Origin of the sequence: Streptomyces sp. NPDC048506 (assembly GCF_040651315.1) — a bacterium.
Lineage (GTDB): Bacteria > Actinomycetota > Actinomycetes > Streptomycetales > Streptomycetaceae > Streptomyces.
Map to the genome: position 1 here is coordinate 51365 of NZ_JBEZIX010000046.1, position 24343 is coordinate 75707.

The 24343-nt window shown below is 71.9% G+C and carries 23 protein-coding genes and 1 riboswitch; of the genes, 11 read left to right on the top strand and 12 right to left on the bottom strand.

Translation table 11 applies throughout. The features are described from left to right. Positions 1 to 141: 141 nt before the first annotated feature. The 4 genes from groL to thrC all read right to left on the bottom strand — a co-directional run bounded on the left by groL (position 142) and on the right by thrC (position 4527). Positions 142 to 1764: a chaperonin GroEL gene (gene groL, locus AB0C96_RS31480; protein WP_362922099.1), complete on the bottom strand. Its 1623-nt coding sequence runs from the start codon at positions 1762 to 1764 to the stop codon at positions 142 to 144. A gap of 466 nt (positions 1765 to 2230) precedes the next feature. After that, positions 2231 to 2434: a cold-shock protein gene (locus AB0C96_RS31485; RefSeq protein ID WP_003986833.1), complete on the bottom strand. Its 204-nt coding sequence runs from the start codon at positions 2432 to 2434 to the stop codon at positions 2231 to 2233. Positions 2435 to 2906: 472 nt separating this feature from the next. Continuing rightward, a complete protein-coding gene (locus tag AB0C96_RS31490) occupies positions 2907 to 3182 on the bottom strand; it encodes a MoaD/ThiS family protein (RefSeq protein WP_362922101.1) in 276 nt (91 codons plus the stop codon). Between the two features lie 52 nt (positions 3183 to 3234). Beyond that, positions 3235 to 4527, bottom strand: coding sequence for a threonine synthase (thrC, locus tag AB0C96_RS31495; RefSeq protein ID WP_362922102.1), 1293 nt, complete (start codon positions 4525 to 4527; stop codon positions 3235 to 3237). 17 nt (positions 4528 to 4544) lie between these two features. Further along, positions 4545 to 4689, bottom strand: a riboswitch (SAM riboswitch). A gap of 150 nt (positions 4690 to 4839) precedes the next feature. Here thrC and AB0C96_RS31500 point away from each other — a divergent pair. The 3 genes from AB0C96_RS31500 (at position 4840) to AB0C96_RS31510 (ending at position 8066) form a co-directional block, all read left to right on the top strand. Then, positions 4840 to 5799 (top strand): glucosyl-3-phosphoglycerate synthase, encoded by a 960-nt coding sequence (locus tag AB0C96_RS31500; RefSeq protein ID WP_362922103.1) that lies wholly within the window; start codon positions 4840 to 4842, stop codon positions 5797 to 5799. 49 nt (positions 5800 to 5848) lie between these two features. Then, on the top strand, positions 5849 to 7288 hold the full coding sequence (locus tag AB0C96_RS31505) for a trehalose-6-phosphate synthase (protein ID WP_362922104.1): 1440 nt from the start codon (positions 5849 to 5851) through the stop codon (positions 7286 to 7288). Positions 7289 to 7388: 100 nt separating this feature from the next. Beyond that, positions 7389 to 8066, top strand: coding sequence for a hypothetical protein (locus AB0C96_RS31510; RefSeq protein ID WP_362922106.1), 678 nt, complete (start codon positions 7389 to 7391; stop codon positions 8064 to 8066). Positions 8067 to 8072: 6 nt separating this feature from the next. Here the strand turns inward: AB0C96_RS31510 and otsB are convergent, their stop codons facing one another. From otsB to AB0C96_RS31525, 3 genes are all read right to left on the bottom strand, one after another. Next, complete coding sequence (gene otsB, locus AB0C96_RS31515; protein WP_362922108.1) at positions 8073 to 8981, bottom strand: trehalose-phosphatase; 909 nt, start codon at positions 8979 to 8981, stop codon at positions 8073 to 8075. Positions 8982 to 9078: 97 nt separating this feature from the next. After that, a complete protein-coding gene (locus tag AB0C96_RS31520) occupies positions 9079 to 9351 on the bottom strand; it encodes a DUF3263 domain-containing protein (RefSeq protein ID WP_362922166.1) in 273 nt (90 codons plus the stop codon). Between the two features lie 373 nt (positions 9352 to 9724). Further along, the gene (locus AB0C96_RS31525) at positions 9725 to 10945 is read right to left on the bottom strand and encodes an extracellular solute-binding protein (protein WP_362922109.1); all 1221 of its coding nucleotides are present in this window, start codon (positions 10943 to 10945) and stop codon (positions 9725 to 9727) included. 277 nt (positions 10946 to 11222) lie between these two features. Between AB0C96_RS31525 and AB0C96_RS31530 the strand changes: the two genes are divergently transcribed. The 3 genes from AB0C96_RS31530 to AB0C96_RS31540 all read left to right on the top strand — a co-directional run bounded on the left by AB0C96_RS31530 (position 11223) and on the right by AB0C96_RS31540 (position 14449). Continuing rightward, on the top strand, positions 11223 to 12182 hold the full coding sequence (locus AB0C96_RS31530) for an ROK family protein (protein WP_362922110.1): 960 nt from the start codon (positions 11223 to 11225) through the stop codon (positions 12180 to 12182). Then, complete coding sequence (gene nagA / locus AB0C96_RS31535; RefSeq protein WP_362922111.1) at positions 12182 to 13393, top strand: N-acetylglucosamine-6-phosphate deacetylase; 1212 nt, start codon at positions 12182 to 12184, stop codon at positions 13391 to 13393. Before AB0C96_RS31530 ends, nagA begins: the two co-directional genes overlap by 1 nt. Before the next feature lie 129 nt (positions 13394 to 13522). After that, complete coding sequence (locus AB0C96_RS31540; protein WP_362922112.1) at positions 13523 to 14449, top strand: 1-phosphofructokinase family hexose kinase; 927 nt, start codon at positions 13523 to 13525, stop codon at positions 14447 to 14449. A gap of 70 nt (positions 14450 to 14519) precedes the next feature. Here the strand turns inward: AB0C96_RS31540 and AB0C96_RS31545 are convergent, their stop codons facing one another. Further along, on the bottom strand, positions 14520 to 15425 hold the full coding sequence (locus AB0C96_RS31545) for a carbohydrate-binding protein (protein WP_362922113.1): 906 nt from the start codon (positions 15423 to 15425) through the stop codon (positions 14520 to 14522). Positions 15426 to 15678: 253 nt separating this feature from the next. After that, positions 15679 to 17343 (bottom strand): diguanylate cyclase CdgB, encoded by a 1665-nt coding sequence (gene cdgB / locus AB0C96_RS31550; RefSeq protein WP_362922115.1) that lies wholly within the window; start codon positions 17341 to 17343, stop codon positions 15679 to 15681. Between the two features lie 392 nt (positions 17344 to 17735). Between cdgB and AB0C96_RS31555 the strand changes: the two genes are divergently transcribed. Further along, entirely contained in the window at positions 17736 to 18281 is a 546-nt protein-coding gene (locus tag AB0C96_RS31555; protein ID WP_362922168.1) for a flavin reductase family protein, read from the top strand. An 11-nt stretch (positions 18282 to 18292) separates the two neighbouring features. On the opposite strand, the gene arfB is transcribed toward AB0C96_RS31555, so the two are convergent. Further along, on the bottom strand, positions 18293 to 18721 hold the full coding sequence (gene arfB / locus AB0C96_RS31560) for an alternative ribosome rescue aminoacyl-tRNA hydrolase ArfB (RefSeq protein ID WP_362922117.1): 429 nt from the start codon (positions 18719 to 18721) through the stop codon (positions 18293 to 18295). A gap of 353 nt (positions 18722 to 19074) precedes the next feature. On the opposite strand from arfB, the gene AB0C96_RS31565 reads away from it, so the two are divergent. Continuing rightward, positions 19075 to 19650, top strand: coding sequence for a TerD family protein (locus tag AB0C96_RS31565; protein ID WP_362922119.1), 576 nt, complete (start codon positions 19075 to 19077; stop codon positions 19648 to 19650). Between the two features lie 148 nt (positions 19651 to 19798). Here the strand turns inward: AB0C96_RS31565 and AB0C96_RS31570 are convergent, their stop codons facing one another. Then, positions 19799 to 20071 carry a helix-turn-helix transcriptional regulator gene (locus tag AB0C96_RS31570; protein WP_362922121.1) on the bottom strand — a complete coding sequence of 91 codons (273 nt, stop codon included), beginning with the start codon at positions 20069 to 20071 and terminating at the stop codon, positions 19799 to 19801. A gap of 73 nt (positions 20072 to 20144) precedes the next feature. On the opposite strand from AB0C96_RS31570, the gene map reads away from it, so the two are divergent. Beyond that, positions 20145 to 20912 carry a type I methionyl aminopeptidase gene (gene map, locus AB0C96_RS31575; RefSeq protein ID WP_362922123.1) on the top strand — a complete coding sequence of 256 codons (768 nt, stop codon included), beginning with the start codon at positions 20145 to 20147 and terminating at the stop codon, positions 20910 to 20912. Positions 20913 to 20987: 75 nt separating this feature from the next. Here the strand turns inward: map and AB0C96_RS31580 are convergent, their stop codons facing one another. After that, a complete protein-coding gene (locus AB0C96_RS31580; protein ID WP_362922124.1) occupies positions 20988 to 21572 on the bottom strand; it encodes a heme-binding protein in 585 nt (194 codons plus the stop codon). A 229-nt stretch (positions 21573 to 21801) separates the two neighbouring features. Here AB0C96_RS31580 and AB0C96_RS31585 point away from each other — a divergent pair, with 229 nt between their 5' ends. Both AB0C96_RS31585 and AB0C96_RS31590 read left to right on the top strand, forming a co-directional pair. Further along, on the top strand, positions 21802 to 23487 hold the full coding sequence (locus AB0C96_RS31585) for a histidine kinase (protein ID WP_362922126.1): 1686 nt from the start codon (positions 21802 to 21804) through the stop codon (positions 23485 to 23487). Continuing rightward, on the top strand, positions 23484 to 24323 hold the full coding sequence (locus tag AB0C96_RS31590; protein ID WP_362922127.1) for a response regulator transcription factor: 840 nt from the start codon (positions 23484 to 23486) through the stop codon (positions 24321 to 24323). The genes AB0C96_RS31585 and AB0C96_RS31590 overlap by 4 nt, the downstream gene beginning before the upstream one ends. The last annotated feature ends 20 nt before the right edge of the window (positions 24324 to 24343 follow it).

Here is a 24343-nt window from a genome sequence, read left to right on the forward strand (position 1 = left end):
CGACGGATGACTTCCGCGGAGGACCGGTGATGCGCCCGCTCACCAACGCCGTCGGGGCGGCACCCCCTGGGAGGAGGGTGCCGCCCCGACGTATGTCTGGACGTGTGATCCGAGAGGATCAGCGTTCCGATCCCTGAGGGATCAGAAGTCCATGTCACCGCCCGGCATGCCGCCCGGAGCGGCCGCGGCGGCCTTCTCCGGCTTGTCGGCGATGACGGCCTCGGTGGTGAGGAACAGCGCGGCGATGGAGGCGGCGTTCTGCAGGGCAGAGCGGGTCACCTTCGCCGGGTCGATGATGCCCTCGGCGATCATGTCCACGTACTCGCCGTTCGCGGCGTTCAGGCCGTGACCCGGGGTGAGGTTGCGGACCTTCTCCACGATGACGCCACCCTCAAGGCCGGCGTTCACGGAGATCTGCTTCAGCGGGGCCTCCAGGGCCAGCTTCACAGCGGCGGCACCGGTGGCCTCGTCGCCGTCCAGCTCCAGCTTCTCGAAGACCGAGGAGGCCTGGAGCAGGGCGACGCCACCGCCGGCGACGATGCCCTCCTCGACGGCCGCCTTCGCGTTGCGGACGGCGTCCTCGATGCGGTGCTTGCGCTCCTTGAGCTCGACCTCGGTCGCGGCACCGGCCTTGATGACGGCCACGCCGCCGGCCAGCTTCGCCAGGCGCTCCTGGAGCTTCTCGCGGTCGTAGTCCGAGTCGCTGTTCTCGATCTCGGCGCGGATCTGGTTCACCCGGCCCTGGACCTGCTCGCTGTCACCGGCACCGTCGACGATGGTGGTCTCGTCCTTGGTGATGACGACCTTGCGGGCGCGGCCGAGCAGGTCGAGCGTGGCGTTCTCCAGCTTGAGGCCGACCTCCTCGGAGATGACGGTGCCACCGGTGAGGATGGCGATGTCACCGAGCATGGCCTTGCGGCGGTCGCCGAAGCCCGGGGCCTTGACGGCGACGGACTTGAAGGTGCCACGGATCTTGTTGACGACCAGGGTCGACAGGGCCTCGCCCTCGACGTCCTCGGCGATGATCAGCAGCGGCTTGCCGGACTGCATGACCTTCTCCAGGAGCGGCAGCAGGTCCTTCACGTTGCCGATCTTGGAGTTGACGATGAGGATGTACGGGTCCTCCAGGGAGGCCTCCATACGCTCCATGTCGGTCGCGAAGTACGCCGAGATGTAGCCCTTGTCGAAGCGCATACCCTCGGTGAGCTCCAGCTCCAGACCGAAGGTCTGGGACTCCTCGACGGTGATGACGCCTTCCTTGCCGACCTTGTCCATGGCCTCGGCGATCAGCTCGCCGATCTGGGTGTCGGCGGCGGAGATGGAGGCGGTGGAGGCGATCTGCTCCTTGGTCTCGACCTCCTTGGCCTGGTCGAGCAGGGCGGCGGAGACGGCCTCGACGGCCTTCTCGATACCGCGCTTCAGGGCCATCGGGTTGGCGCCGGCGGCAACGTTGCGCAGGCCCTCGCGGACCAGCGCCTGGGCCAGGACGGTCGCGGTCGTCGTGCCGTCACCGGCTACGTCGTCCGTCTTCTTCGCGACCTCCTTGACCAGCTCGGCGCCGATCTTCTCGTACGGGTCCTCAAGCTCGATCTCCTTGGCGATGGACACACCATCGTTGGTGATCGTGGGGGCGCCCCACTTCTTCTCGAGGACGACGTTGCGGCCCTTGGGGCCGAGGGTGACCTTGACGGCGTCGGCGAGCTGGTTCATCCCGCGCTCGAGACCGCGCCGTGCCTCCTCGTCGAACGCGATGATCTTGGCCATGTGAAGTGGTCCTCCCGGACTGGGGTGGATTGCTCCGGACCGCGCTGGCGCCCGCGACGGACGACCTGCAGACCTGTGGTGGTTCCTTGCCCCACCCGGCCCGCGGGCCTCACCGACCCGGTCCTTCGTTGTCACTCTCACTCGGAGAGTGCTAACGCCAATGATTAGCACTCGGGCCATGCGAGTGCAAGCCGCCCGGAGGGCGTCGTTGAGGGGTGGTGGTCGGGTGACGGGTGGGAGCAAGCCGCCCGGAGGGCGTCGTTGAGGGGTGGTGGTCGGGTGACGGGTGGGAGCAAGCCGCCCGGAGGGCGTCATTGAGGGGTGGCGGTCGGGCGACGGGTGGGAGCAAGCCGCCCGGAGGGGTCTTGGGGAGCGTGGCGGTCGGGCCGGGGAGCTGACGGGCAGGCAGAAGGCCCGTACCCCCTCAGGGGTACGGGCCTTCCGTACGCAGCAGTCGGTCGGCGCCTCAGCCGGCCACGCGGACCATGTCCGCCTGCGGCCCCTTCTGGCCCTGCGAGATCTCGAACTCGACCCGCTGGCCCTCCTCAAGGGTGCGGTAACCGTCCATCTGGATCGCGCTGTAGTGGACGAATACATCCGCACCACCGTCGACCGCGATGAAGCCGTACCCCTTCTCCGCGTTGAACCACTTGACGGTGCCCTGAGCCATGCCTAACTCCCCTATTACTGGCCCTTGCGCAGGACCGCACTCCGCGGACCCGGGTCAGACCTCACCCCGCGAAGGCCCGTGGGGTGTGCGCCGGAACGCGTCGACCGCCGCTGAATGTATCTGCACCGATGCCCAGCGCAACAGGTCAATCGGACGAGAATTCTGGCGCCGGAGAATCGGCAATATGCGGCGAAATCCCGTTTCTGCAGGGCAAGTCGGGCCGGTCATAGGCGCACGTAAGCGACAAATCCCGTGCACGCTCCGGGCACAAGTCATCGCGATTTCATATGCGTTCGGCATGCCCGTGGGGATATCCGGAACGTGGATCGCCACAATGGTATCCCCTTTCACGAAGCGGAATTGCCCCGTCCGATTTCAAAGGACGGGGCAATTCCGGTCAAGAAGGAGCAGAGATGGCGCAAAATAGCACCTCGCCTGGCCGCTCAGCAGCCTCCGGCGACATGTCCGAAGGTCAGCCTCCGGCGACGGCCGGGATGATCGAGACGCCCGCGCCGTCCGGGGTCGCCGTCTCAAGGCCCTGCTCGAAGCGGACGTCGTCGTCGTTGACGTAGACGTTCACGAAGCGGCGGAGCTTGCCGGCGTCGTCCAGGACGCGGGCCGCGATGCCCTGGTGGTTCTTCTCCAGGTCGGCGATCACCTCGGCGAGGGTCGCGCCCTCGGCGGTGACCTCGGCCTCGCCACCGGTGTAGGTGCGGAGGATGGTGGGGATGCGGACCGTGACGCTCATGGTTCTGCCTTCCGGACAGGGGTTACGGAGTACGAGTTCGGGGTGCGCGGTCTCAGCCGGCCAGGCCGGCCGCGCGGAACGCGTCCAGGCTGGGGCGGATCGTGGCCGTGGGCCCGGAGGTCGGCGCGACGGCGTCCAGCGTCTTGAGACCGTCACCCGTATTGAGGACGACGGTGGTCAGGGACGGGTCGATGAGGCCGTTCTCGATCAGCTTCTTGGTCACGCCGACGGTCACCCCGCCCGCGGTCTCCGCGAAGATCCCCTCGGTCCGCGCCAGCAGCTTGATCGCGTCCACGACCTGCTCGTCGTTGACGTCCTCGACCGCACCGCCGGTCCGGCGCGCGATGTCGAGCACGTAGGGGCCGTCGGCCGGGTTGCCGATCGCGAGGGACTTGGCGATGGTGTTGGGCTTCTGGGGGCGGACCACGTCGTGGCCGGCCTTGAAGGCCGCCGAGACCGGAGAGCAGCCCTCCGCCTGGGCGCCGAAGATCTTGTACGGCTTGTCCTCGACCAGGCCGAGGGCGATCAGCTCCTTCAGCCCCTTGTCGATCTTCGTCAGCTGGGAGCCGGACGCGATCGGGATGACGATCTGGTCCGGGAGCCGCCAGCCGAGCTGCTCGCAGATCTCGTACGCCAGGGTCTTGGAACCCTCGCCGTAGTACGGGCGCAGATTGACGTTGACAAAGCCCCAGCCCTCGCCCAGCGGGTCGCCGATGAGCTCCGAGCAGAAGCGGTTGACGTCGTCGTAGTTGCCCTCGATGCCGACCAGGTCGCCGCCGTAGACCGCGGCCATGACGACCTTGCCGGCCTCCAGGTCGTGCGGGATGAAGACGCAGGACTTGAAGCCGGCGCGGCGTGCCGCGGCGCCGACCGCACCGGCGAGGTTGCCGGTGGAGGAGCAGGAGAGGGTGGTGAAGCCGAAGGCGCGGGCGGCCTCGACGGCGATCGCGACGACGCGGTCCTTGAAGGAGTGCGTCGGGTTGCCGGAGTCGTCCTTGACGTACAGCCCGCCGGTGACACCGAGCTCGGCGGCGAGCCGGTCGGCCTTGACGAGGTGGGTGAAGCCGGGGTTCAGGTTCGGCTTCTCGGCCACGTCGGTGGGGACCGGCAGCAGCGGGGCGTAGCGCCAGATGTTGTTCGGACCGGCCTCGATCCGCTTCTTCAAGGCCTCGGGGTCACCGCTCGGCAGGTCGTAGGCGACTTCGAGCGGCCCGAAACAGCTCGCACAGGCGAAGATGGGACCGAGGTCGAAGCGCTCGCCGCACTCGCGGCAGGACAGCGCGACGGCGGGACCAAGAGAGACGGTGGGAGTGTCGGCAGCGGTTTCGGTGCTCTGCACAGCCATGGAGGCGAGGCCCTTTCTCCTCATCTTCCTCGCGGCGCATCTCGCCACGAGACGGATTTGGCACCTTCCCTAGCCGGGAGCCCCGCTGCTGATCAGCAAGAACCGGCTGGAGGGTTGCCGGGGCTTCAACGGGCCGTTTCCCTCTGCCCCTCTGGATGAGCGGTATGGCGCTGGGCCGAAACCCAGGCGTTTGTGGCGCGGTGACCCCGACATGCGATGGCCATCCGCGTTGTTCAAGACTGTAACCGAAGGCACTGACAGTTGAGATAGTCGTCCGATCCGCGAGATGGGTCACATGCGAGAGGTGTTCACGTGCTGGAAGAGGTGGAGCGCTGGCTGAACAGCCGCTCCTGGTCGGCCGCGGACCGCCCCCTGGGGCGGCTGCTGGAGGCGAAGCGCCAGACGGGCCGTACGGTCAGCGTCGTCCTGCCCGCGCTGAACGAGGAGGCCACCGTCGGCGCGATCGTCGCCGCGATCCGCGCCGGGCTGATGACCGACGCGGTCGGGCTGGTCGACGAGCTGGTGGTGCTGGACTCCGGCTCGACCGACCGCACCGCCGAGGTCGCGGCGGCGGCCGGGGCCCGGGTGGTGCACCGTGACAGCGTCCTGCCGCGGATCCCCGCACTGCCCGGCAAGGGCGAGGTCCTCTGGCGCTCCCTCCTCGTCACCACCGGCGACATCGTCTGCTTCATCGACGCCGACCTGCGCGAGTTCTCCACCACCTTCGTCTCCGGGATCGTCGGCCCGCTGCTGACGGACCCCGACGTCCACTTCGTCAAGGCCATGTACGACCGGCCACTGGAGACGGGTGGGGTCGAGGGTGCCGGCCAGGGCGGACGGGTCACCGAACTGGTCGCCCGCCCGCTGCTCAACCTGCACTGGCCGCAGCTGGCAGGCTTCGTGCAGCCCCTGGGCGGTGAGTACGCGGCCCGCCGCTCGCTGCTGGAGCGGCTGCCGTTCCCGGTCGGCTACGGCGTCGAGCTCGGCCTGCTCGTCGACGCCCTGCACACCGTCGGCCTGGACGCCCTCGCCCAGGTGGACGTCGGTGTGCGCAAGCACCGCCACCAGGACGGCCAGGCGCTCGGCCGGATGGCCGCCGCGATCTACCGCACCGCCCAACTCCGCCTGGCGCGCGGCCACTTGGTGCGTCCCCGGCTCACCCAGTTCGACCGCGGCGAGCAGGGGTTCGTCCCGCGGACGTCGGACGTGGACACCGAGGAGCGCCCCCCGATGGCCGAAATCCCGGAGTACGCGGCGCGCCGCGCGGCCTGACCCGCGCTCCGTACGTTTGCGCGGATCTGTCACGGGTTACTGTCGCGACATGGTCTCCGAGCGCAGTGCGGCCCCCTCAGGTGCCGAGGTCCTCGTCGCGTCCAACCGCGGGCCGGTCTCGTACGCCCTGGGGGCGGACGGAGCACTGACCGCCAAGCGGGGCGGTGGCGGGCTGGTGTCGGGATTGTCGTCCATCGGGCCCGGCACGGACGCGGTGTGGGTGTGTGCGGCGCTGGGCGACGGGGACCGGGAGGCGGTGCGGCGGTCGGGGGGTGCGCTGGAACCGGCCGACACCGGCGGACAGCGCGTCCGGATGCTGGACATTCCGGCCGAGGTGCACGCCCGGGCCTACAACGGCATCGCGAACTCGGTGCTGTGGTTCATCCACCACATGCTGTACCAGACGCCGCTGGAGCCGGTCTTCGGTGCGGAGTTCCGGGCGCAGTGGGCGTCGTACGAGGCGTACAACCGCGCCTTCGCGCAGGCGCTGGCCGACGAGGCCGCCGACGGGGCGGCGGTGCTGGTGCAGGACTACCACCTGGCGCTGGTGCCGGGGCTGCTGCGGACGCTGCGGCCCGATGTGCGCATCGCGCACTTCTCGCACACGCCGTGGGCGCCGCCGGAGTACTTCCGGATACTGCCGGACGACGTCGCCGAGCAGCTGCTGACGGGCATGCTGGGCGCCGATCAGCTGGGGTTCCTCACCCACCGGTGGGCGGACGCCTTCACCACGTGCTGTGCGGCCGTGCTCGGCGGCACCGGCGGCACCCGGACCGGCGTGTACGGGCTCGGGGCGGACGCCGACTTCCTGCGGGAGCGGTCGCGGCGGGCGGACGTGGCCGACCGGCTGGCCGCGCTGCGCGCGCAGGTCGGCACCGGGCCCGACGGTACGGCCAGGAGGACGATCGTCCGGGTGGACCGCACCGAGCTGTCGAAGAACATCGTGCGGGGGCTGCTGGCCTACCGGCAGCTGCTGGCGGACCGGCCGGCGTGGCACGAGCGGGTGGTGCACGTGGCGTTCGCCTACCCCTCGCGCCAGGACCTGGCCGTCTACCGGGACTACACGGCGGAGGTCGGGCGGGTCGCCGAGGAGATCAACTCCCGGTACGGGACGGCGGGTTGGCAGCCGGTGGAGCTGCATGTGAAGGACGACTTCGCCCGGTCGCTGGCCGCGTACCGGCTGGCGGACGTGGCGCTGGTCAACCCGATCCGGGACGGGATGAACCTCGTCGCGAAGGAGATCCCGGTGGTGTCCGACCACGGCTGCGCGCTGGTGCTGTCACGGGAGGCCGGGGCGCACGAGGAGCTCGGCGCGGATGCCGTCACGGTCAATCCGTACGACGTGAGCGGTACCGCCGAGGCGCTGCACGAGGCGCTGACGATGGACAGCGGGGAGCGTGCGGAGCGGACCCGGCGGCTGGCCGCGGCCGCCACCGCGCTGCCGCCCGCCCGGTGGTTCCTGGACCAGCTGCGGGCGCTGACCGCCTGAGGTGTCCCGGGGCGCCGCCCGCGCACGCGCGGAGGGGGACGATCCGGCCGTACTCCGGGCCGCCCGGCTGGCCCGCACCGCGATGGGGTAGTCCTGTGCCATGCCGATCTCCGCACGCCGGGCCGCGCTCACGGCCCTCGCCGTCCTGGCGACCGCCCTCACCGGATGTTCGCCCGCCCAGAGCCACCCCGACGCGAAGGGCGGCTCCCCGCGCCCCGGATCGCCGGCCTCCTCCGCCCCGTCCTCCGGGCCGACCGGGTCGATACCGATGGGGCCCGGCCCCCGGTCCGCGTACACCGTGCAGCGGCAGCCGACCCCCGGCTCCTGCCACGTCCGCCACACCGCCGACAAGCAGCCGCTGCCCGACCCGGCGTGCACGCCGGGGGCGACCAACCCCAGGGTGACGGCGGCGACGCTGAAGTCGACGATCTGCCGCAGCGGCTACACCAAGGACATCCGGCCGCCGGTGTCCATCACCGGCCGCGAGAAGAAGGCCAACGCCGCCTCCTACGGCTACACCGGTCCGCTGCGCGACGCCGAGTACGACCACCTCATCAGCCTGCAACTGGGCGGCGACCCCAACGACCCGCGCAACCTCTGGGTCGAGCCACCGTCCCCCGGGCACCGGCCCGGCGCCGGGCCGAACAACCCGAAGGACGTGGTGGAGAACCGGCTGAAGGCCGCGATCTGTTCGGGCAGGGCCGAGCTGACGAAGGCCCAGCAGGCCATCGCGCACGACTGGACGACCGCGGAGGCGGTGCTGGGCCTCACGAAGTAGCCGGGCTCACCGGGCGGTGAGCCGGTCCGCCAGGGCGTCGAGGAGGCCGACGACGCCGGTGGGGCCGTCGACCACCAGGTCGGCGCGGTCGGCGAGTTCGGTGACCTCGTCGCTGCCGCTGCACACCAGGACGCCGGTCAGGCCGTCGGAGCGGAGCTTCTCCACGGCCGCGAAGGCGGCCAGGTCGCCCAGGTCGTCACCGGCGTAGAGGACGGTGGACGCACCCGTTTCCCGCACCCAGTCGGCGAGGGCCACGCCCTTGTCCATCCCCGGGGGCCTCAGTTCCAGCACCAGGCGCCCCGGCTCGACGATCAGGCCGTGGCGTTCGGCGAGCGCGGTCAGCGGGCCGCGCAGCCGGTCGAGTGCCTCCTGGGGCCGGGCGGCACGGCGGGTGTGGACGGCGATGGCGCGGCCGCCCTTGCGCTCTACGGCGGTCTCGACCCAGGTGCCGTGCCAGACCCCGGAGGCGTCCAGGACGCCGGGCAGCTCGGCCTGTATGGCGGCGACGCCGGGGTGCGGCGGCGGGGCGTGCACGGTTCCGGTGGCCGCCTCCCAGCGCTCGGCGCCGTAGTGGCCGAGGACGGTGAGGTGGTCCAGGCCGGGCACGGAGCCGAAGCCGCCGAGGCGGACCGCGACGGTGGCCGGCCGACCGGTGATCACCGCGGCCGCACGCAGGTGGGGCACGAGGCGGCCGAGGGCGGCGACGGCGCCCTCATGGGCGCGGGCCTTCTCCGGGTCCGGGACGATGTCGGCGAGGGTGCCGTCGAAGTCGAGGGCGACGACGGAGCGTTCGGGCTGGGCCAGCAGCGCGGCGAGGCCGTCGCGTCCGGCGTCGGTGCGCGGTGTCGGCACGGAGCCGGACCCGGGCTGCGGGGTCGGCTGGGACTGCGGCGCGGAATTCGGGGGGCTGCCCATGCGGTGACCCTACCGGCGGGCGGCAGGCGCACGAGGGGTGTACGGGCGCATCGCGAGAGCGGGTCGAGGGCCCGCCGTGCTCCGTGCGCTCCCCGCGTCAGCGGCGGGCGCGACGGGCCTCCCGTATTCGACGCAGCCGGTTGATGGTGACGGGGTCGTGGGCGAGCGCGCGGGGATCGTCCAGCAGGGCGTTCAGGAGCTGGTAGTAGCGGGTCGGGGATATGCCGAGCTGCTCACGGATGGCCCGCTCCTTGGGACCGGGCGCCGACCAGGTGCGGCGCTCGACGGCGAGCAGCGCCTCGTCCCGAGCGGAGAGCCGAGGGGCGCTCTCAGCGCCCGTGTCACCGGGGTCGTCGGCACTGCTCGTCATCACGCCTCCACGATATCCGCTTGGCCTTGGCGGCCGGCGTTCTCCCCACGTTGTCGGCTTTGTCGCCGTGGCGCCTGCGGCGGGCGGTGCCGCTGCGCGGGGCTGTTCGGCTGCGGGTGTGGGAAAGAAGAAGGCCGGTGGGGGCGCGCACGAGTGGTCCCCCACCCGCAGTGAACAGACGGCGCCAGCCCCCACCGGCCCCTCACCACCCACTCACGGGAGGGGACGGGCCAAAGGGGCAGGGGTGTGGGACGTAAAGCGAAGCAGTCCCACACCCCTGCCCCGCAGGACCGTCACCGCACCCGACAACCCACGCCCGCCGCAGGCGCAACGGCGAACAACCCCCACGGCGGGCCAGCCAAAAACGTGCGGGCTACCCAGCGGAGCTATCCGCCTCGTCGGCGATGTTTTGGATGTCTGCCAGTACGCCTGCCGGGTTCCCCTTGGGGCCGACCGCGGTGCCCATCTTGGCCTTGATGGTCTTGGAGACCAGCGGCCAGGAGGTCTTGTTCGCGGGGTAGAACTCGGCGCCGGCGAGCTGCTTGAGGAAGCTGTGGAGCTTGGCGTACTTGTCGTCGGCGAGCATCTGCTGGGTGGCGGAGCTGGTGACCGGCAGCAGGCCGTAGTCGCCGGAGAACTTCACGACGTTCTTGTCGCTGTAGACGAAGTCGAGGAACTTGCCGACCTCGGCCCGGTGGCCGTTCTGCTTGAACGCCATCATCCAGTCGGCGACACCCATGGTGGCCCTGGCCTTGCCGTTGATGCCGGGGAGGTCGACGGTGCCGTAGTCGATGCCCTTGGCCGCGGCCTGCTTCATCAGGGTGGGGTGGCCGTTGAGCATTCCGACCTGGCCGTCGGCGAAGCCCTGGAAGGCTTCCTCGCGGTTGAGATCGGCGGGGTCGGTGCCGGTCAGGCCCTTGCCGACGAGTTCGGTCTGGAGCCACTCGAAGGTCTTGATGTTCTCCGGGGAGTCGATGCGGTACTTGCCGATGGTGTCGGTGTAGCCGCCGCCTCCGCTGAGCATCCACATCAGGGTCTCGGCCTGGGTCTCCTCGGGGCCGAGCGGCAGTGCGTACGGCATCTTCACGCCGTGCGCCTTGAGGAGCTGGGCGTCGTGCGCGATGTCGCTCCAGCTCTGCGGCGGACCTGCGATGCCGGCCTGGGCGAACAGCTTCTTGTTGTAGAAGAGCCGGCGGGTGCTGGCGCCGAAGGGCATGCCGTACTGGACGCGCTGGTACTCGCCGGCGTCCGCGAGGGAGGCGGTGAAGTCGGCCTCGGTGGAGACGCTGAGCAGGTCGTCGACCGGGTAGAGCTTGCCCTCGGCGGCGTAGTCGGCGTACGCGCCGACCTGTGCGAGGTCCGGGGCGTGGCCGCGCTTGACCAGTTGCTCGACCTTCTTGTCGACGTCCGTCCAGCTGTAGACCTCGACGTCGACCTTGATGTGGGGGTTCTTCTCCTCGAAGGAGCGGGTGAGCTCGTCCCAGTAGTCCTGGGAGCTGTTGGCCGCACTGTCCCCGTAGTCCGCCGCGATCAGCTTGAGGGTGACGTCGCCGCCGCCCGAGCCGCTGCCGCAGCCGGTGAGAGTCAGCGTCATGGTGGTGGCTATGGTCGCCGCCGCCAGGCTCAGGTACCGCCGCTGCACCGCTTCTTACCCCTTGTCCGTTCCCGAGATTTCATGCTTGCCCGGTGTCGTGACGCCGGCTCGGGGATCGCCCGCACCCGGCGTGAACAGCGGGTTTCTCCCGCGTCCCCCTCAAGGTCTACACCACCGGCAGTTGCGCGTCGGTACCGGGCTCCCCACCGTTCCTTCACATCGATCCTCGCGGTGAGTGGACTAGACCTTTCAGGGCGGATCGCGCGAAACTGTTCCCGTGAGACACGTCATCGCCCTTGATGTGGGCGGCACCGGGATGAAGGCCGCCCTCGTAGGGGTGGACGCCGCCGCGCCGTCCGAGGAGACGCCCCCCGTCCTGCTGTACGAGGCGCGGCGTCCCACCGGCCGTGAGCGCGGCCCGGACGCGGTGGTCGAGGCCGTCCTCGGCTTCGCCGCCGAGCTCCGCGACATCGGCGCCGAGCGCTTCGGCACCCCCGCCGAGGCGGCCGGCGTCGCCGTGCCCGGCATCGTCGACGAGGCGTCCGGCACCGCCGTCTACGCCGCGAACCTCGGCTGGCGGGACGTGCCGATGCGGGCGCTGCTGTCCGAGCGGCTCGGCGGGGTGCCGGTCGCGCTCGGCCACGACGTCCGCACCGGCGGTCTGGCCGAGGGCCGGATCGGCGCCGGACGGGGCGCCGACCGCTTCCTGTTCGTACCGCTGGGCACCGGCATCGCGGGCGCCATCGGCATCGGCGGCCGGATCGAGGCCGGTGCGCACGGCAGCGCGGGAGAGATCGGCCACATCGTCGTACGGCCCGGGGGCCGCGCCTGCGGCTGTGGACAGCACGGCTGCCTGGAGACGCTGGCCTCGGCCGCCGCGGTGGGCCGGGACTGGGCCGCGATCTGCGGCGATCCGCAGGCCAGCGCCGCGGACGCGGCCAAGGCCGTGGAGTCCGGCGACGAGCGGGCCCGCGCGGTGTGGCGGCACGCGGTGGACGCGCTCGCCGACGGCCTGGTCACCGGCCTCACCCTGCTCGACCCGCAGACGTTGATCATCGGTGGCGGGCTCGCCGAGGCGGGCGACACGCTGTTCGCGCCTCTCCGGGAAGCGGTTCGCCGCCGCGTTACGTTCCAGCGGCTCCCCTCGATCGTTCCGGCGGCCCTGGGGGACGCCGCCGGGTGCCTGGGCGCGGGTCTCCTCGCCTGGGATCTTCTCTCCACGGAGGTAACCGCCTGATGGCACAGCACCAGTCCGCGCAGTCGCCCTCGGCCCCCCGACGCACCGTCCTGGCCGGCGCCCGGATCGCCCGGCCGTCCGGTGTCGTCGACAGCGGACGGATCACGATCGAGGGCAGCCGGATCACCGGTGTGCACAGTCGCGACCTCGACCGGCAGGCGCCCGACGCCGCGGCGGCCATGGACCTCTCCGGCCACCTCATCGTCCCCGGCTTCGTCGACGTGCATGTGCACGGCGGAGGCGGCGGCTCCTTCTCGTCGGCCGACCCGGACGAGTGCATGACGGTCGTCGAGACCCACCGCAGGCACGGCACCACCTCGATGGTCGCCTCCACCGTCACCGGCGAACTGGCCGAGCTCGCCCGGCAGGCCGGGGTGCTCGCCGAGCTCGTCCAGCAGGGCGAGCTGGTCGGCATCCACTTCGAGGGACCGTTCATCTCCCCGCACCGCTGCGGCGCCCACCAGCCGGAGCTGCTGCGCGATCCGGACCCGGCCGACGTCCGCAAGCTCATCGACGCCGCGCACGGCACCGCCGCGATGATGACGGTCGCACCGGAACTGCCCGGCGGCCTGGCGTCCGTGCGGCTGCTCGCCGACGCCGGGGTGATCGCCGCCGTCGGCCACACCGACTCCTCCTACGACGCCACCCGCCAGGCCATCGATGCCGGCGCCACCGTCGCCACCCACCTCTTCAACGCGATGCCGGGGCTCGGCCACCGGGCACCGGGCCCGGTCGCCGCTCTCCTGGAGGACGAGCGGATCACCGTCGAGCTGATCAACGACGGCACCCATCTGCACCCGTCGATCCTTCAACTGGCGTTCCGCGAGGCGGGCGACGAGCGGGTCGCGTTCATCACGGACGCGATGGGCGCGGCCGGGATGAACGACGGGATGTACCCGCTCGGCCCGATGCGGGTCGAGGTCAAGGACGGCGTCGCGCGGATCAGCGAGGGGCCCACCGCCGGCTCGATCGCCGGCTCCACGCTCACCCTGGACCGCGCCTTCCACCGCGCGGTCACCGTCGACGGGCTGACGGTCGATCAGGCCGTACGGGCACTTTCGGCCAACCCCGCACGCCTCCTGGGCATCGCGGACCGCGCCGGCTCCCTGGAGGCCGGCAAGGACGCCGACCTGGTGGTGTTCGACGCGGCATATGCCCTGGTCGGCGTCATGCGCCGGGGCGAATGGCTGGTGCACCCGCCGACCCCGTAAGGCGGGCCCGGGTCTGGGCCAACCGCCCTCCGCGATGGCATGATCGCTCGCGCACTTGTCCGCATGCCGCCGCCGAGCGCGGTTGCCCGACCCACGGCCGCCCGGCCTCGACTGCCCGGAGGGGCGACCATGATCCTCACGGTCACGCTGAACGCCGCCCTGGACATCACCTACCGCGTTCCCCGACTCCGTCCGCACGGCACGAACCGGATCACCGAGGTGTCCGAACGCCCCGGCGGCAAGGGCCTGAACGTCGCCCGCGTGCTGTCCGCGCTCGGCCACCGCACGGTCGCCACCGGCTTCGCGGGCGGCGGCACCGGCGACGCACTGCGCGCCCTGCTCGCCGACACCGACGTCACCGACGCCCTGGTCCCGGTCGGTGGCGCCACCCGCCGCACGGTCGCCGTCGTCGACGAGAGCACCGGTGACACCACCCAGCTCAACGAGCCGGGCCCGACCGTCTCCCCCGCCGAATGGGACGCCTTCCTCGGCACCTACCGCGAACTGCTCGCCGGGGCACGGGCGGTGGCGCTGTGCGGCAGCCTCCCGCCGGGCGTCCCGGTGGACGTGTACGCCCGCCTCACCCGGGCCGCGCGCACCGCCGGCGTCCCGGTCCTCCTCGACACCAGCGGTGAACCGCTGCGCCGGGGCCTGGCCGCCCGTCCGGACCTCGCCAAGCCCAACGCCGACGAGCTGGCGGCCCTCACCGGCAGCACCGAACCGCTGCGCGCCGCCCGCGACGCCCGCCGCCGGGGCGCGCACGCGGTGGCCGCCTCGCTCGGCCCGGAGGGGATGCTCGCGGTCACCGCGGACGGCGCCTGGCAGGCCGCCCCGCCCCGGCGGTTCGCCGGCAATCCGACCGGCGCCGGCGACTCCGCGGTGGCCGGCCTGCTCTCCGGCCTCGTGGAGGACCTCCCCTGGCCGGACCGTCTGACCCGTGCGGTGGCCCTGTCGGCCGCCACCGTACGGGCCCCGGCAGCCGGCGAGTTCGACCCGTCGACGTACGAAGAGCTGCTGCCGGGGGTGGTGGTGACGGACCATCCGGCGGTGGCGTGAGCGGCGGCCTCTCGGCGGCGTGAGTCCGGCGGGGGCGGCGGCTCAGTCCCCGGTCACGGCCGGCGAGGGCTCAGCCCTTGGCGAGCCACACCTTGTCGAGGTTCACGTCGCACTGGTTCCCGTTCTCACAGGACAACTTGATGGTGTTGGTGCCCTTGTTGAGCTGGACGTACGACCAGCTCTTGGTCCAGCCCTTGTCCCAGGCGCCGGCCGGAGCGTGGGCGAAGTTCTGCAGGTTGATCGGCCGGGTGTCCACCTTGCCGTTCACGTTCAGGGTGAGGTTGGCGTCCTTGCCCGGTACGCCGTAGCCCACCCAGAGCTTGTACTTGCCGGGCGCGTCCACGTCCAGGCTCCAAGTGACCGCCGCGCCGGGGGTGTTCATGCCGGCGACGTACGTCCCGCCGGCGGTGCGCGCGCCCGGGACGTCCTTCGCGGTGCTGGCGCCGCCGTCGAGTCGCAGGCTGCCCGCCTCCTGCTTGGGCAGCTCACCGGGCTTGGGCTTGCTGGTCGGTTGCTCGCTCGGCTCGACCGACTCGGCGGCCGTCGGGCCGCCCTTGCCCGCGGTGGTGTCGTCGGACTTGTCGCCGTTGGTGAGCATGGCGACGCCGATGCCTATGCAGACCACGGCGACCACCGCGACGGCGCCTATCAGCAGGCCGTTGCGGCGGCGCGGCCCGTCACCGTCCTGGTAGCCGGCGGACGGGACGGCACGGGTGCGGTCACCGCCGGGAAGGGTCTCGGGTGCGGCGTAGTTCGCGTTCGGCTGCCCGTAGGTGATCTGCTGGGCCGGCTGGCCGTACTGGCGCTGGCCGACCGCGCGGACCTGGTTGTAGGACGTGCGCGGAACTCCCGGCTGCCGGGCCGCGCCGTCGCCCGCCGAGCCCGGTGCGCCGTCCTCGCCGCCTTCCGAGCGGTAGAGATAGGCGAACGGGTCGTCGTTCTCCGGCGTCCCCGCGCCGTTGTTGCCGGCCGTCATCCCGTGTCACTCCCCAGCGATCTGTGCGCGTCGTCCACGCGCCGGTGTACGCAGTCCCTGACGTCTGCGCGCGAACTGTCTTTCGCCCCCCAGGCGGCGCCGCGCCGCATTCGGCGCAGCCTACCCCCTTCGGGCCGGGCCACACCGGCCCCGTAGTGCCACAAGATCGCTACGGATCGGTGAACTGCTGGTGCGACGGCCGGCGGGCGGCGAATGTGAGATGCGCGGCACCGCGCCCGGCCGGCCCGCCGGCTCAGCCCGCCCGCCGGTTCGCCTTGGACCGGGAGCGCTTCTCCACGTACATCCGCTGGTCGGCCGACTCCAGCACTTCCTCGGCGGTCATCCCGCAGCTCGCCCAGCCGATGCCGAAGCTGGCGCCCACCCGAACGGCCCGGCCCTCGACGCGGATCGGCGGGATGATCGCGTTGCGCAGCCGGACCGCGAGGTCCTGGGCATCGGCCGTGCCCAGACCGTCGGCGAGCACCACGAACTCGTCGCCGCCGAGCCGGGCGACCGTGTCGCCGTCGCGGACGCCGCTGGTCAGCCGGCGGGCGACCTCGATCAGCACCGCGTCGCCGGTGTTGTGCCCGAAGCGGTCGTTGATCGACTTGAAGCCGTCGAGGTCGCAGAAGAGCACCGCGAGCCCTTTGGACCCGTCGTCGGCCGGCCCGTCCGCGGGGGCGACGACGTGGACGTGGTGGTCGAACGGGACCGGGGCCTTGCCCTCGAAGCCGTCGATCCCGTCGAACGGCTCCTTGCCACCGGGCCGGAAGCCGTGCGGTTCGCTGGGGTGGCCGCCCGAGGAGGCGTAGGCGTCGGCCATCGAACCCGGCGGGCGGGAGCACAGCCGGGCACCGAGCCGGGCCCGCAGCTCGGCGCTGTTGGGCAGCCCGGTCAGCGAGTCGTGGCTGGCCCGGTGCGCGAGTTGCAGCTCATGGCGCTTGCGCTCCTCGATGTCCTCGACGTGGGTGAGCAGGTACCGGGGGCCGTCGGCGGTGTCGGCGACGACGGAGTTGCGCAGCGAGACCCACACGTACGTGCCGTCCCGGCGGGCCAGCCGCAGCTCGGCCCGGCCGCCCTCGGCGGAGGTGCGCAGCAGGGTGCCGATGTCCTCGGGGTGGACGAGGTCGGAGAAGGAGTAGCGGCGCAGTCCGGAGGCCGTGCGGCCGAGCAGCCGGCACAGCGCGTCGTTGGTGCGTAGCAGCCGCCCGTGCTGGTCACCGCCCATTTCGGCCACGGCCATCCCGCTCGGTGCGTACTCGAAGGCCTGCCGGAAGCTTTCCTCGCTGGCGCGCAGCGCCTGCTGCTCGCGCTCCAGCCGGACCAGCGCGCGCTGCATGTTCGCCCGCAGACGGGCGTTGCTGATCGCGATGGCGGACTGGAACGCGTACATCTGGAGGGCCTCCTGGCCCCAGGGGCCGGGCCGCCGGCCGTTCCGCGGCCGGTCGACGGAGATCACGCCGAGCAGTTCGCCGCTGCCGTTGCCCGCGGTGTACATGGGCGCGAAGAGGCGGTCCATCGGGTGCCACTCGTCGGGGAACCGGGGCGCGGGCCCGGCCGTGTGCCACTGCGGTACGTCGTCGTCATCCAGCACCCAGCCCTCGGTGTACGGGATGAAGCACAGGTCACCCCACCGCTCCCCCATGGACAACCGGCGGTCCCAGGAGGCCCGGGAGCCGACCCGCCCGGCCATCAGGGCCTCGGCGCCCGCGCTGCCGGCGACCGCGGCGACGACGAGGTCGCCGTCGGGGCGGACGAGGTTGACCGCGCAGAGCTCAAAGCCGAGGCCGGTGAGCGCACCGTTGGCGACGGTCTGCAAGGTGTCCGCAAGGCTGCGTGCGGTATTCAGCTCGGCGACCACTTGGTGCAGCTGCCGCAGGGTTGCAAGACGGACGTATGGCTCCGACTCGGTCTCCATCGCTCGCTCTCCCTGAGACCTCGACAGCAAACTCCACGATTCTTCGTCGTCCGATTCCACGCTCACTGAATCACAGTGAGCTGTTCACTCGGTACACAGGGTCAACAATTAGCGCCTGCTGTGACTCAAGTCACAGACCGTGAGCGAGCGTTGGCGATCTCCCGCGCCCCCATTATTGGGCTACACCTTCACTCTTTCTACACTTTCTGAACGCAAATTCCGGAGTCACCGCCATTTCCGGCGCCCTCCGTCGCCAGACCTAGGACGCGGGTGGTCCCAGGGCCCGATGCGAGCAGGGGGCGGCTGAAGTTAGCGTTCGTGGCGTGTTCACGAAAACCCCTGCCGAGGCGGCAGCCACCGGCCCCACCGTTACCGCCGCGCCCGTCGTAGCCCTGACATCCGTGCCGGGCGGGGCGCCGATCCCGCATTCTGTTGGGGTGAGTGACGACGAGTTCCGCGCCGCCCTGTCCCGCCTCGCCGCCGGCGTGGTGCTGATCACCGCCCACGACCCGGAGGCCGGGCCGCGCGGTGAGGACGTCGGCATGACCGCCACGGCGTTCCTCTCCGTATCCCTCGATCCGCCGCTCGTGATGGTGAGCGTTCGCAACGACTCACGAATGGACGACCTCCTGGCGGCGCAGCCGCTGTGGGCCGTGTCGGTGCTGTCCGGCCATCAGCGTCAGGTCGCCGGACGATTCGCAATGAAGGGCCGCATCAGCGACCGACTGCTCTTCGAGGACATTGCGCACGTACGGGGCGAAGCGTCCGGTGCCCCGCTCATCGAGGGCGCCCTGGCGACACTGGAGTGCCGCACGGAGCAGCGGGTGCTGGCCGGCGACCACACGCTCGTCATCGGCCGCGTCCTCGCGACGTCGATCCCCAATCAGGACGACGGCCCGCTGACCTACTTCCGGGGGAGGTACCGGCAGTTGGGGTGAGTCGGACCCCATCAGCCCCAGTCGCGGCCCGAGCGGCCGCGCTTGGTCTCGCCGCGCTGCTTCTTCTCCCGCAGCCGCCGCTCATTGATGCCCCGTGGGATCCGTGCCTTGCGGCGCGGCTTGGGCGGCGGAGCGGTGGCCTCGGCCAGCAGCGCCGCCATCCGTACGGCCGCGGTCTCGCGGTTGCGCCACTGGGAGCGGTGGTCGGAGGCGCGTACGGACAACACGCCGTCGACCAGTCGGCCGGCCAGCCGCTCCAGGGCGCGCTCCTTCCACACCGGCGGCAGCGCCTCGGTCTTGACGAGGTCGAGGCGCAGCTCGACGTTGCTGTCGCTGGTGTTGACGTGCTGGCCGCCCGGACCCGAGGACCGCGAGAAACGCCATACGAGCTCGGCCTCTGGAAGGACGACCGAACCGCGAATGACATAGGGCCCGGACATGGCCCTATGGTCTCGCGCTTTTCGGAGCACCGTCACCCTCTTTTCGGCGCGCCCTCGGAGACGCGACCCGACATCGGGATCCGGCATCGGGATCCGGCATGCATCAGGACTCGACATCAGGTTCGGTACCGGGATTCGGTACCAGGATTGGGCATCAGGATCGGGTATCAGGATTCGGCATCAGAACTCGGCATCAGGATTCGGTAAAGAAAGTAAAGGCCGCTGGAACCTGGCGGCGCCCTCTCGGCGTTGTGGAGGGTGACGGTAGCTTCGTGCGCAGTACGTCGTATGCAGTCGCACGCCGTACGAAGCCCGACGACGACTCGACGCGTGACAACGAAAGGGACATCCCCATGGCTGTAAGCCTGTCCAAGGGCGGCAACGTCTCGCTCACCAAGGAGGCACCGGGACTGACCGCCGTCACGGTCGGCCTCGGCTGGGACGTCCGCACCACCACCGGCACGGACTTCGACCTCGACGCGAGCGCCATCGCGGTCAACCCGAGCGGCAAGGTCTACTCGGACCAGCACTTCATCTTCTTCAACAACAAGTCCACGCCGGACCAGTCGATCGTCCACACCGGCGACAACGTCACCGGCCAGGGCGACGGCGACGACGAGCAGATCAACGTCAACCTGGCGGCCCTGCCGGCCGACGTCGACAAGATCGTCTTCCCGGTCTCGATCTACGACGCGGAGAACCGCAGCCAGAACTTCGGCCAGGTGCGGAACGCCTTCATCCGCATCATCAACCAGGCCGGCGGCGCCGAGGTCGCCCGCTACGACCTCAGCGAGGACGCGGCCACCGAGACCGCCATGGTCTTCGGCGAGCTGTACCGCAACGGCACGGAGTGGAAGTTCCGCGCCGTTGGCCAGGGTTACGCCTCCGGCCTGCGCGGTATCGCCCAGGACTTCGGCGTGAACGTCTGAGCATCAGCATCGGACGCGTCTCAGGCTCCCTGAGACCAGCGCCTGGAGCGCATGGAGGGCCGGCCCCTGTTCGGGGGGGCCGGCCCTCGGCGCGTTCCGGGGAGGTACTGCCCGAGCACCTCGGGCGACCGCGCCGATCATCGTGGCCTCAGGCGACCGCACCCTCGCTCGTCGCCTCCGGTGGTGTGGCCAGCGCCGCCACCTCGTCCAGCGAGAGCCCCAGCGTGCCGGCGAGCGCGGCGACCGTGAAGAAAGCCGGCGTCGGCGCCCGCCCGGTCTCGATCTTGCGCAGCGTCTCGGCGGACAGCCCCGCCGCCGCCGCGACCTCGACCATGCTCCGCTCGCCGCGCGCGGTACGCAGCAGCGCGCCGAGTCGCTCACCGCGTTCCCGTTCCCAGGGGGTCAGTGGAGTTCGCACCATGCCCGTGATACTAATACCGGTAAACAAATACCGGTATACAAATACCGCTGGCAGCCCGGGGAGGGCGTTCTTCATGGTGGAGATCAAGACGGATGCGGCGCTGGACGCGATGCGGGTGGCCGGCCGGGTCGTCGCCGATGCACTGGCCGCCGCGCGGGCGGCGGCCGCCCCCGGGGTGCGGCTGCTGGACCTGGACGAGGTCGCCCGTACGGTCCTGCACGAGGCCGGCGCCACCTCGCCGTTCCTCGGCTACCGCCCGTCCTTCGCCCCCACCCCGTTCCCCGCCGTCCTCTGCGTCTCCGTCAACGACGCGATCGTGCACGGCATCCCGGACGCCTCCCGACTGCGCGACGGCGACCTGGTGAGCATCGACTGCGGCGCGGTCGTGGACGGCTGGGCCGGCGACGCGGCGGTCAGCTTCACCGTCGGCACGCCGCGCCCCGAGGACCAACGGCTGATGGACACCACCCGGCGCGCGCTGGAGGCGGGCATCGCGGCGGCCGTCGTCGGCGCCCGGATCGGGGACGTCTCCCATGCGATCGGCAGCGTCGGACGCGCCGCCGGCTACGGCATCCCCGACGACTTCGGCGGACACGGCATCGGCCGCTCGATGCACGAGGACCCGGGGGTTCCCAACGACGGCCGCCCGCACCGCGGCATGGTGCTGCGCCACGGGCTGGTCATCGCCATCGAGCCGATGTTCCTGGCCGGCGGCGGGAACGACTACTACGCCGACGGCGACGGCTGGACCCTGCGCACCGTGGACGGCAGCCGCGCCGCCCACTTCGAGCACACGGTGGCGGTGACGGAGGACGGACCGCGGGTGCTGACGCTGCCGTAGCGACCGGCGGGCGGGGGCCGGAGCAGGGGCTGACGTGGGAGCGGTGAACTCGTCGAGCGGCGACTCGTCGAGCGGTCAGCTGCCGAGCGATTCCGCGCCGGCCTGCGCGAACTGCTCGTCGAGAGCGCCGCTGGGAGCTCCCGCGACACCGATGGCGGCGATCGGTGCGCCCTCGGCCTGGACCGGAACGCCGCCCGCGAGGAAGAGCGTGCCGGGGATGTCCTTGAGCGTGGGCACCTGGTCGAGGCGCTTGACCAGCTCCGAGGTGGGGGCGTTCCAGGAGACCGCGGTGTACGCCTTCTTCACGGCCGACTCGTACGACTGCGGGCCGGCGCCGTCGCCCCGCAGCTGGACCAGTGTGCTGCCGTTGCGGTCCACGACGGCGACCGAGACCCGCTGGCCCGCCTTCTTCGCGGCGTCCAGGGCGGCGCGCGCGGCCTTGGTGGCGGCGTCGAGGGTGAGGTGGGTGGTGGTGCGGGTGACGTCCTTGCCTGCGGTGGCAGCGGTCGGCGTACCGGTGGCGGTCGACGCGGAGGGAGTCGTGGCGGGGGCGGCGGTCGCGGAGACCGCGCCGAGGGTGCCCGCGCCGAGCAGGGCGCACGCGGCGGCCCCGGTGACGATCCGGGCGCGGAACGAGAGCTTCTTCGTGATCGGGTTCATGTCCCCATCGTGGAATCGGCACGGGCCCGCCGGCGTCGGCGTTCCGGCCGGGATCGGCGTGCATGATGGGGGATAGCGGTATCGGCCGATCGGCTGATGCGGGCCGCTCCCCACCCGGGTTACGACTACGAGGTCATCACCACGGGTTACGGCTAGGGGCGGGTGCCGCTTCCGGGAGACACCCCGTGCGGCGCCCGGCTCACGGGAGCGCCCGGACGAGGAGATCCACGTGCACACCACCCAGCAGCCCCAGCCGACGGACCCCCCGCCACGGGGCGCCCACCTGGCCCCGGTCCCCGACCTGGACCCGGCCCGCGGCCGGAACGCGATCCCCGGCCCGGCCCCGGGCGCCGGCGGGGGCCCTCGCCGGGACCCCGACCCGGACGCCCGCTGGCTGCGACCCGTCATGCACGTCGCGTTCTTCCTGCTGCTCGCCGCCTCGCTCGCCCGCTTTCTGCTCCGGCACCCCGGTGAGCCCCGCACCCCCTGGATCATCGCCCTCAGCCTCGTCCTGGCGCTGCTCTACGTCCTCGGCCCGGCCCTCGGCCCGGCCCTCCTTACCGGTACGCGCCTGGAGCGGCGGCCGACCGCCCGCCGACTGCTCTGGCTCGGGGCGGTGGTGGCGACCTGGGTCGTCCTCGTCCTGCTCGCACCGAGCTTCGCCTGGTGCGCGGTGCCGCTGTTCTACACCGGACTGCGGACCCTGCCGGCCGGCGCCGCCTCGCTGCTCGTCGGCCTGCTGACCGTGTTCGTCGTGGTCGCCCAACTGCGGCTGTCCACCGGCTTCGACCCGAATCTGCTGCTGGCACCGCCGGCCGTCGCCGCGCTCGCCACCGCCGTGTTCGTCCATACGGAGCGGCAGGCCGCCCGCCAGCGGACGCTGATCGAGGACCTGATCCGCACCCGCCGTGAGCTGGCCGCGACCGAGCGGCGGGAGGGCACGCTCGCCGAGCGGCAGCGGCTGTCGATGGAGATCCACGACACCCTGGCGCAGGGGCTGTCCAGCCAGCAGATGCTGTTGCAGGCCGCCGACCGGATCTGGGAGTCCGACCCGGCTGCCGCCCGCGGCCACGTTCATACCGCCACGGAGATCACCGCCCGCAACCTCGCCGAGGCCCGCCGCTTCGTCCACGATCTCGCCCCCGCCGACCTGGCCGACGGCACCTCGCTCCCGGACGCGCTCCGCGAACTCGCCACCCGTACGGACGAGTCGGGGACGGAGACCGGGAGCACGGACAACGGAGGCGCGGGCAAGGGGCACACGGACATCGGGGGCGCGGGGGACGACGGTATGAGAGCCGACGGCGTGAGAGGCGAAGGCATGGGAGCCGACGGCGCGAGGGGCGGACGTACCGTGCGTGGTACGGAGGGGGTCGGTGACCGCGGGCACGGCGAGCGCGGGCACGGCAGGCACGGGCACAGCACGCATGAGCACAGCACGCATGAGCACAGCGCGCACGAGCACAGCACGCACGGGCACCGCGACCGCGGCCAGGGCGGGCGCGGCTCCGGGGGTCTGCGGGTCCGGTTCCATCTGGACGGTACGCCCGCGCCGCTCCCCGACCGGGTGCAGTCCGCGCTGCTGCGGATCGCCCAGGGCGCGCTCGCCAACGTCCGCGAGCACGCCGCCGCCACCACCTGCACCCTGACCCTCAGCTACCTCGGCGACCAGATCGTCCTCGACATCGCCGACGACGGCCGCGGCTTCACCCCGCCACCGAACCCGGCCACCCGGACCGCCCCGGCCGCGTCCGCCGCGTCCGCCGCGTCCGCCGCCTCCGGGCGGGTACGTGGACACGGCCTGCCCGCCATGCACGCCCGGATGCGGCAGCTCGGCGGCACCCTCACCTTGGAATCCGCGCCGGGCGAGGGCACCGTCCTGTCCGCCGCCGTCCCCCTGGAGCGCACCCCATGACCCCGTCCGCCGGCGAGCCGCCGCACACCCCCGTACGCGTTCTGCTCTGCGACGACCACGTCGTCGTCCGCGCCGGGCTGCTCGCCCTGCTCAGCAGCGCCCCCGGCATCGAGGTCGTCGGGGAGGCCGGCAGCGGTGAGGAGGCCGTGGCACAGGCCGCCCAACTCCGCCCCGATGTCGTCCTGATGGACCTTCAGCTCGGCTCGGGCATCGACGGCATCGAAGCCACCCGCCGCATCGTCGCGCTCGCCGGGCACACCGGACGCGCCGGACGCGCCGAGCACGCGGGGCCCGCCGGGCACGCCGGACGGGCCGGGCACGCCGGACGGGCCGGGCACGCCGGGGCTGCCGGGCACGCCGAGTCTGCCAGGCTCCCGGAAGACGACGCCCCGGGGTCCGCGGCGCCGAACGACGGTGCGTCCTCCCTGGCCCCGCTGCCCGCCCCCCGTGTACTCGTCCTGACCACGTACGACACCGATGCCGACATCACCCGTGCCATCGAGGCCGGTGCCACCGGATACCTGCTCAAGGCCGAGCGGCCGGAGGAGCTGTTCTCCGCGATCCACGCCGCCGCCGAGGGCCGCACCACGCTCTCCGCGCCGGTCGCCCATCGCGTCCTGGCCCAGATGCGCAGCCCCCGGCCCACGCTCACCGACCGGGAGCTCGACATCCTCGGCCAGCTGGCACGTGGGCTGAGCAACCGCGAGATCGCCCGCGCCCTCTTCATCAGCGAGGCCACCGTCAAGACGCACCTGGGCCGCATCTACGACAAGCTCGGCGTGGACACCCGCGCCGGTGCCGTCTCCGTCGCCAAGGAGCAACGACTGCTGCCCTGACAGCACCGTCGCCCTGACGG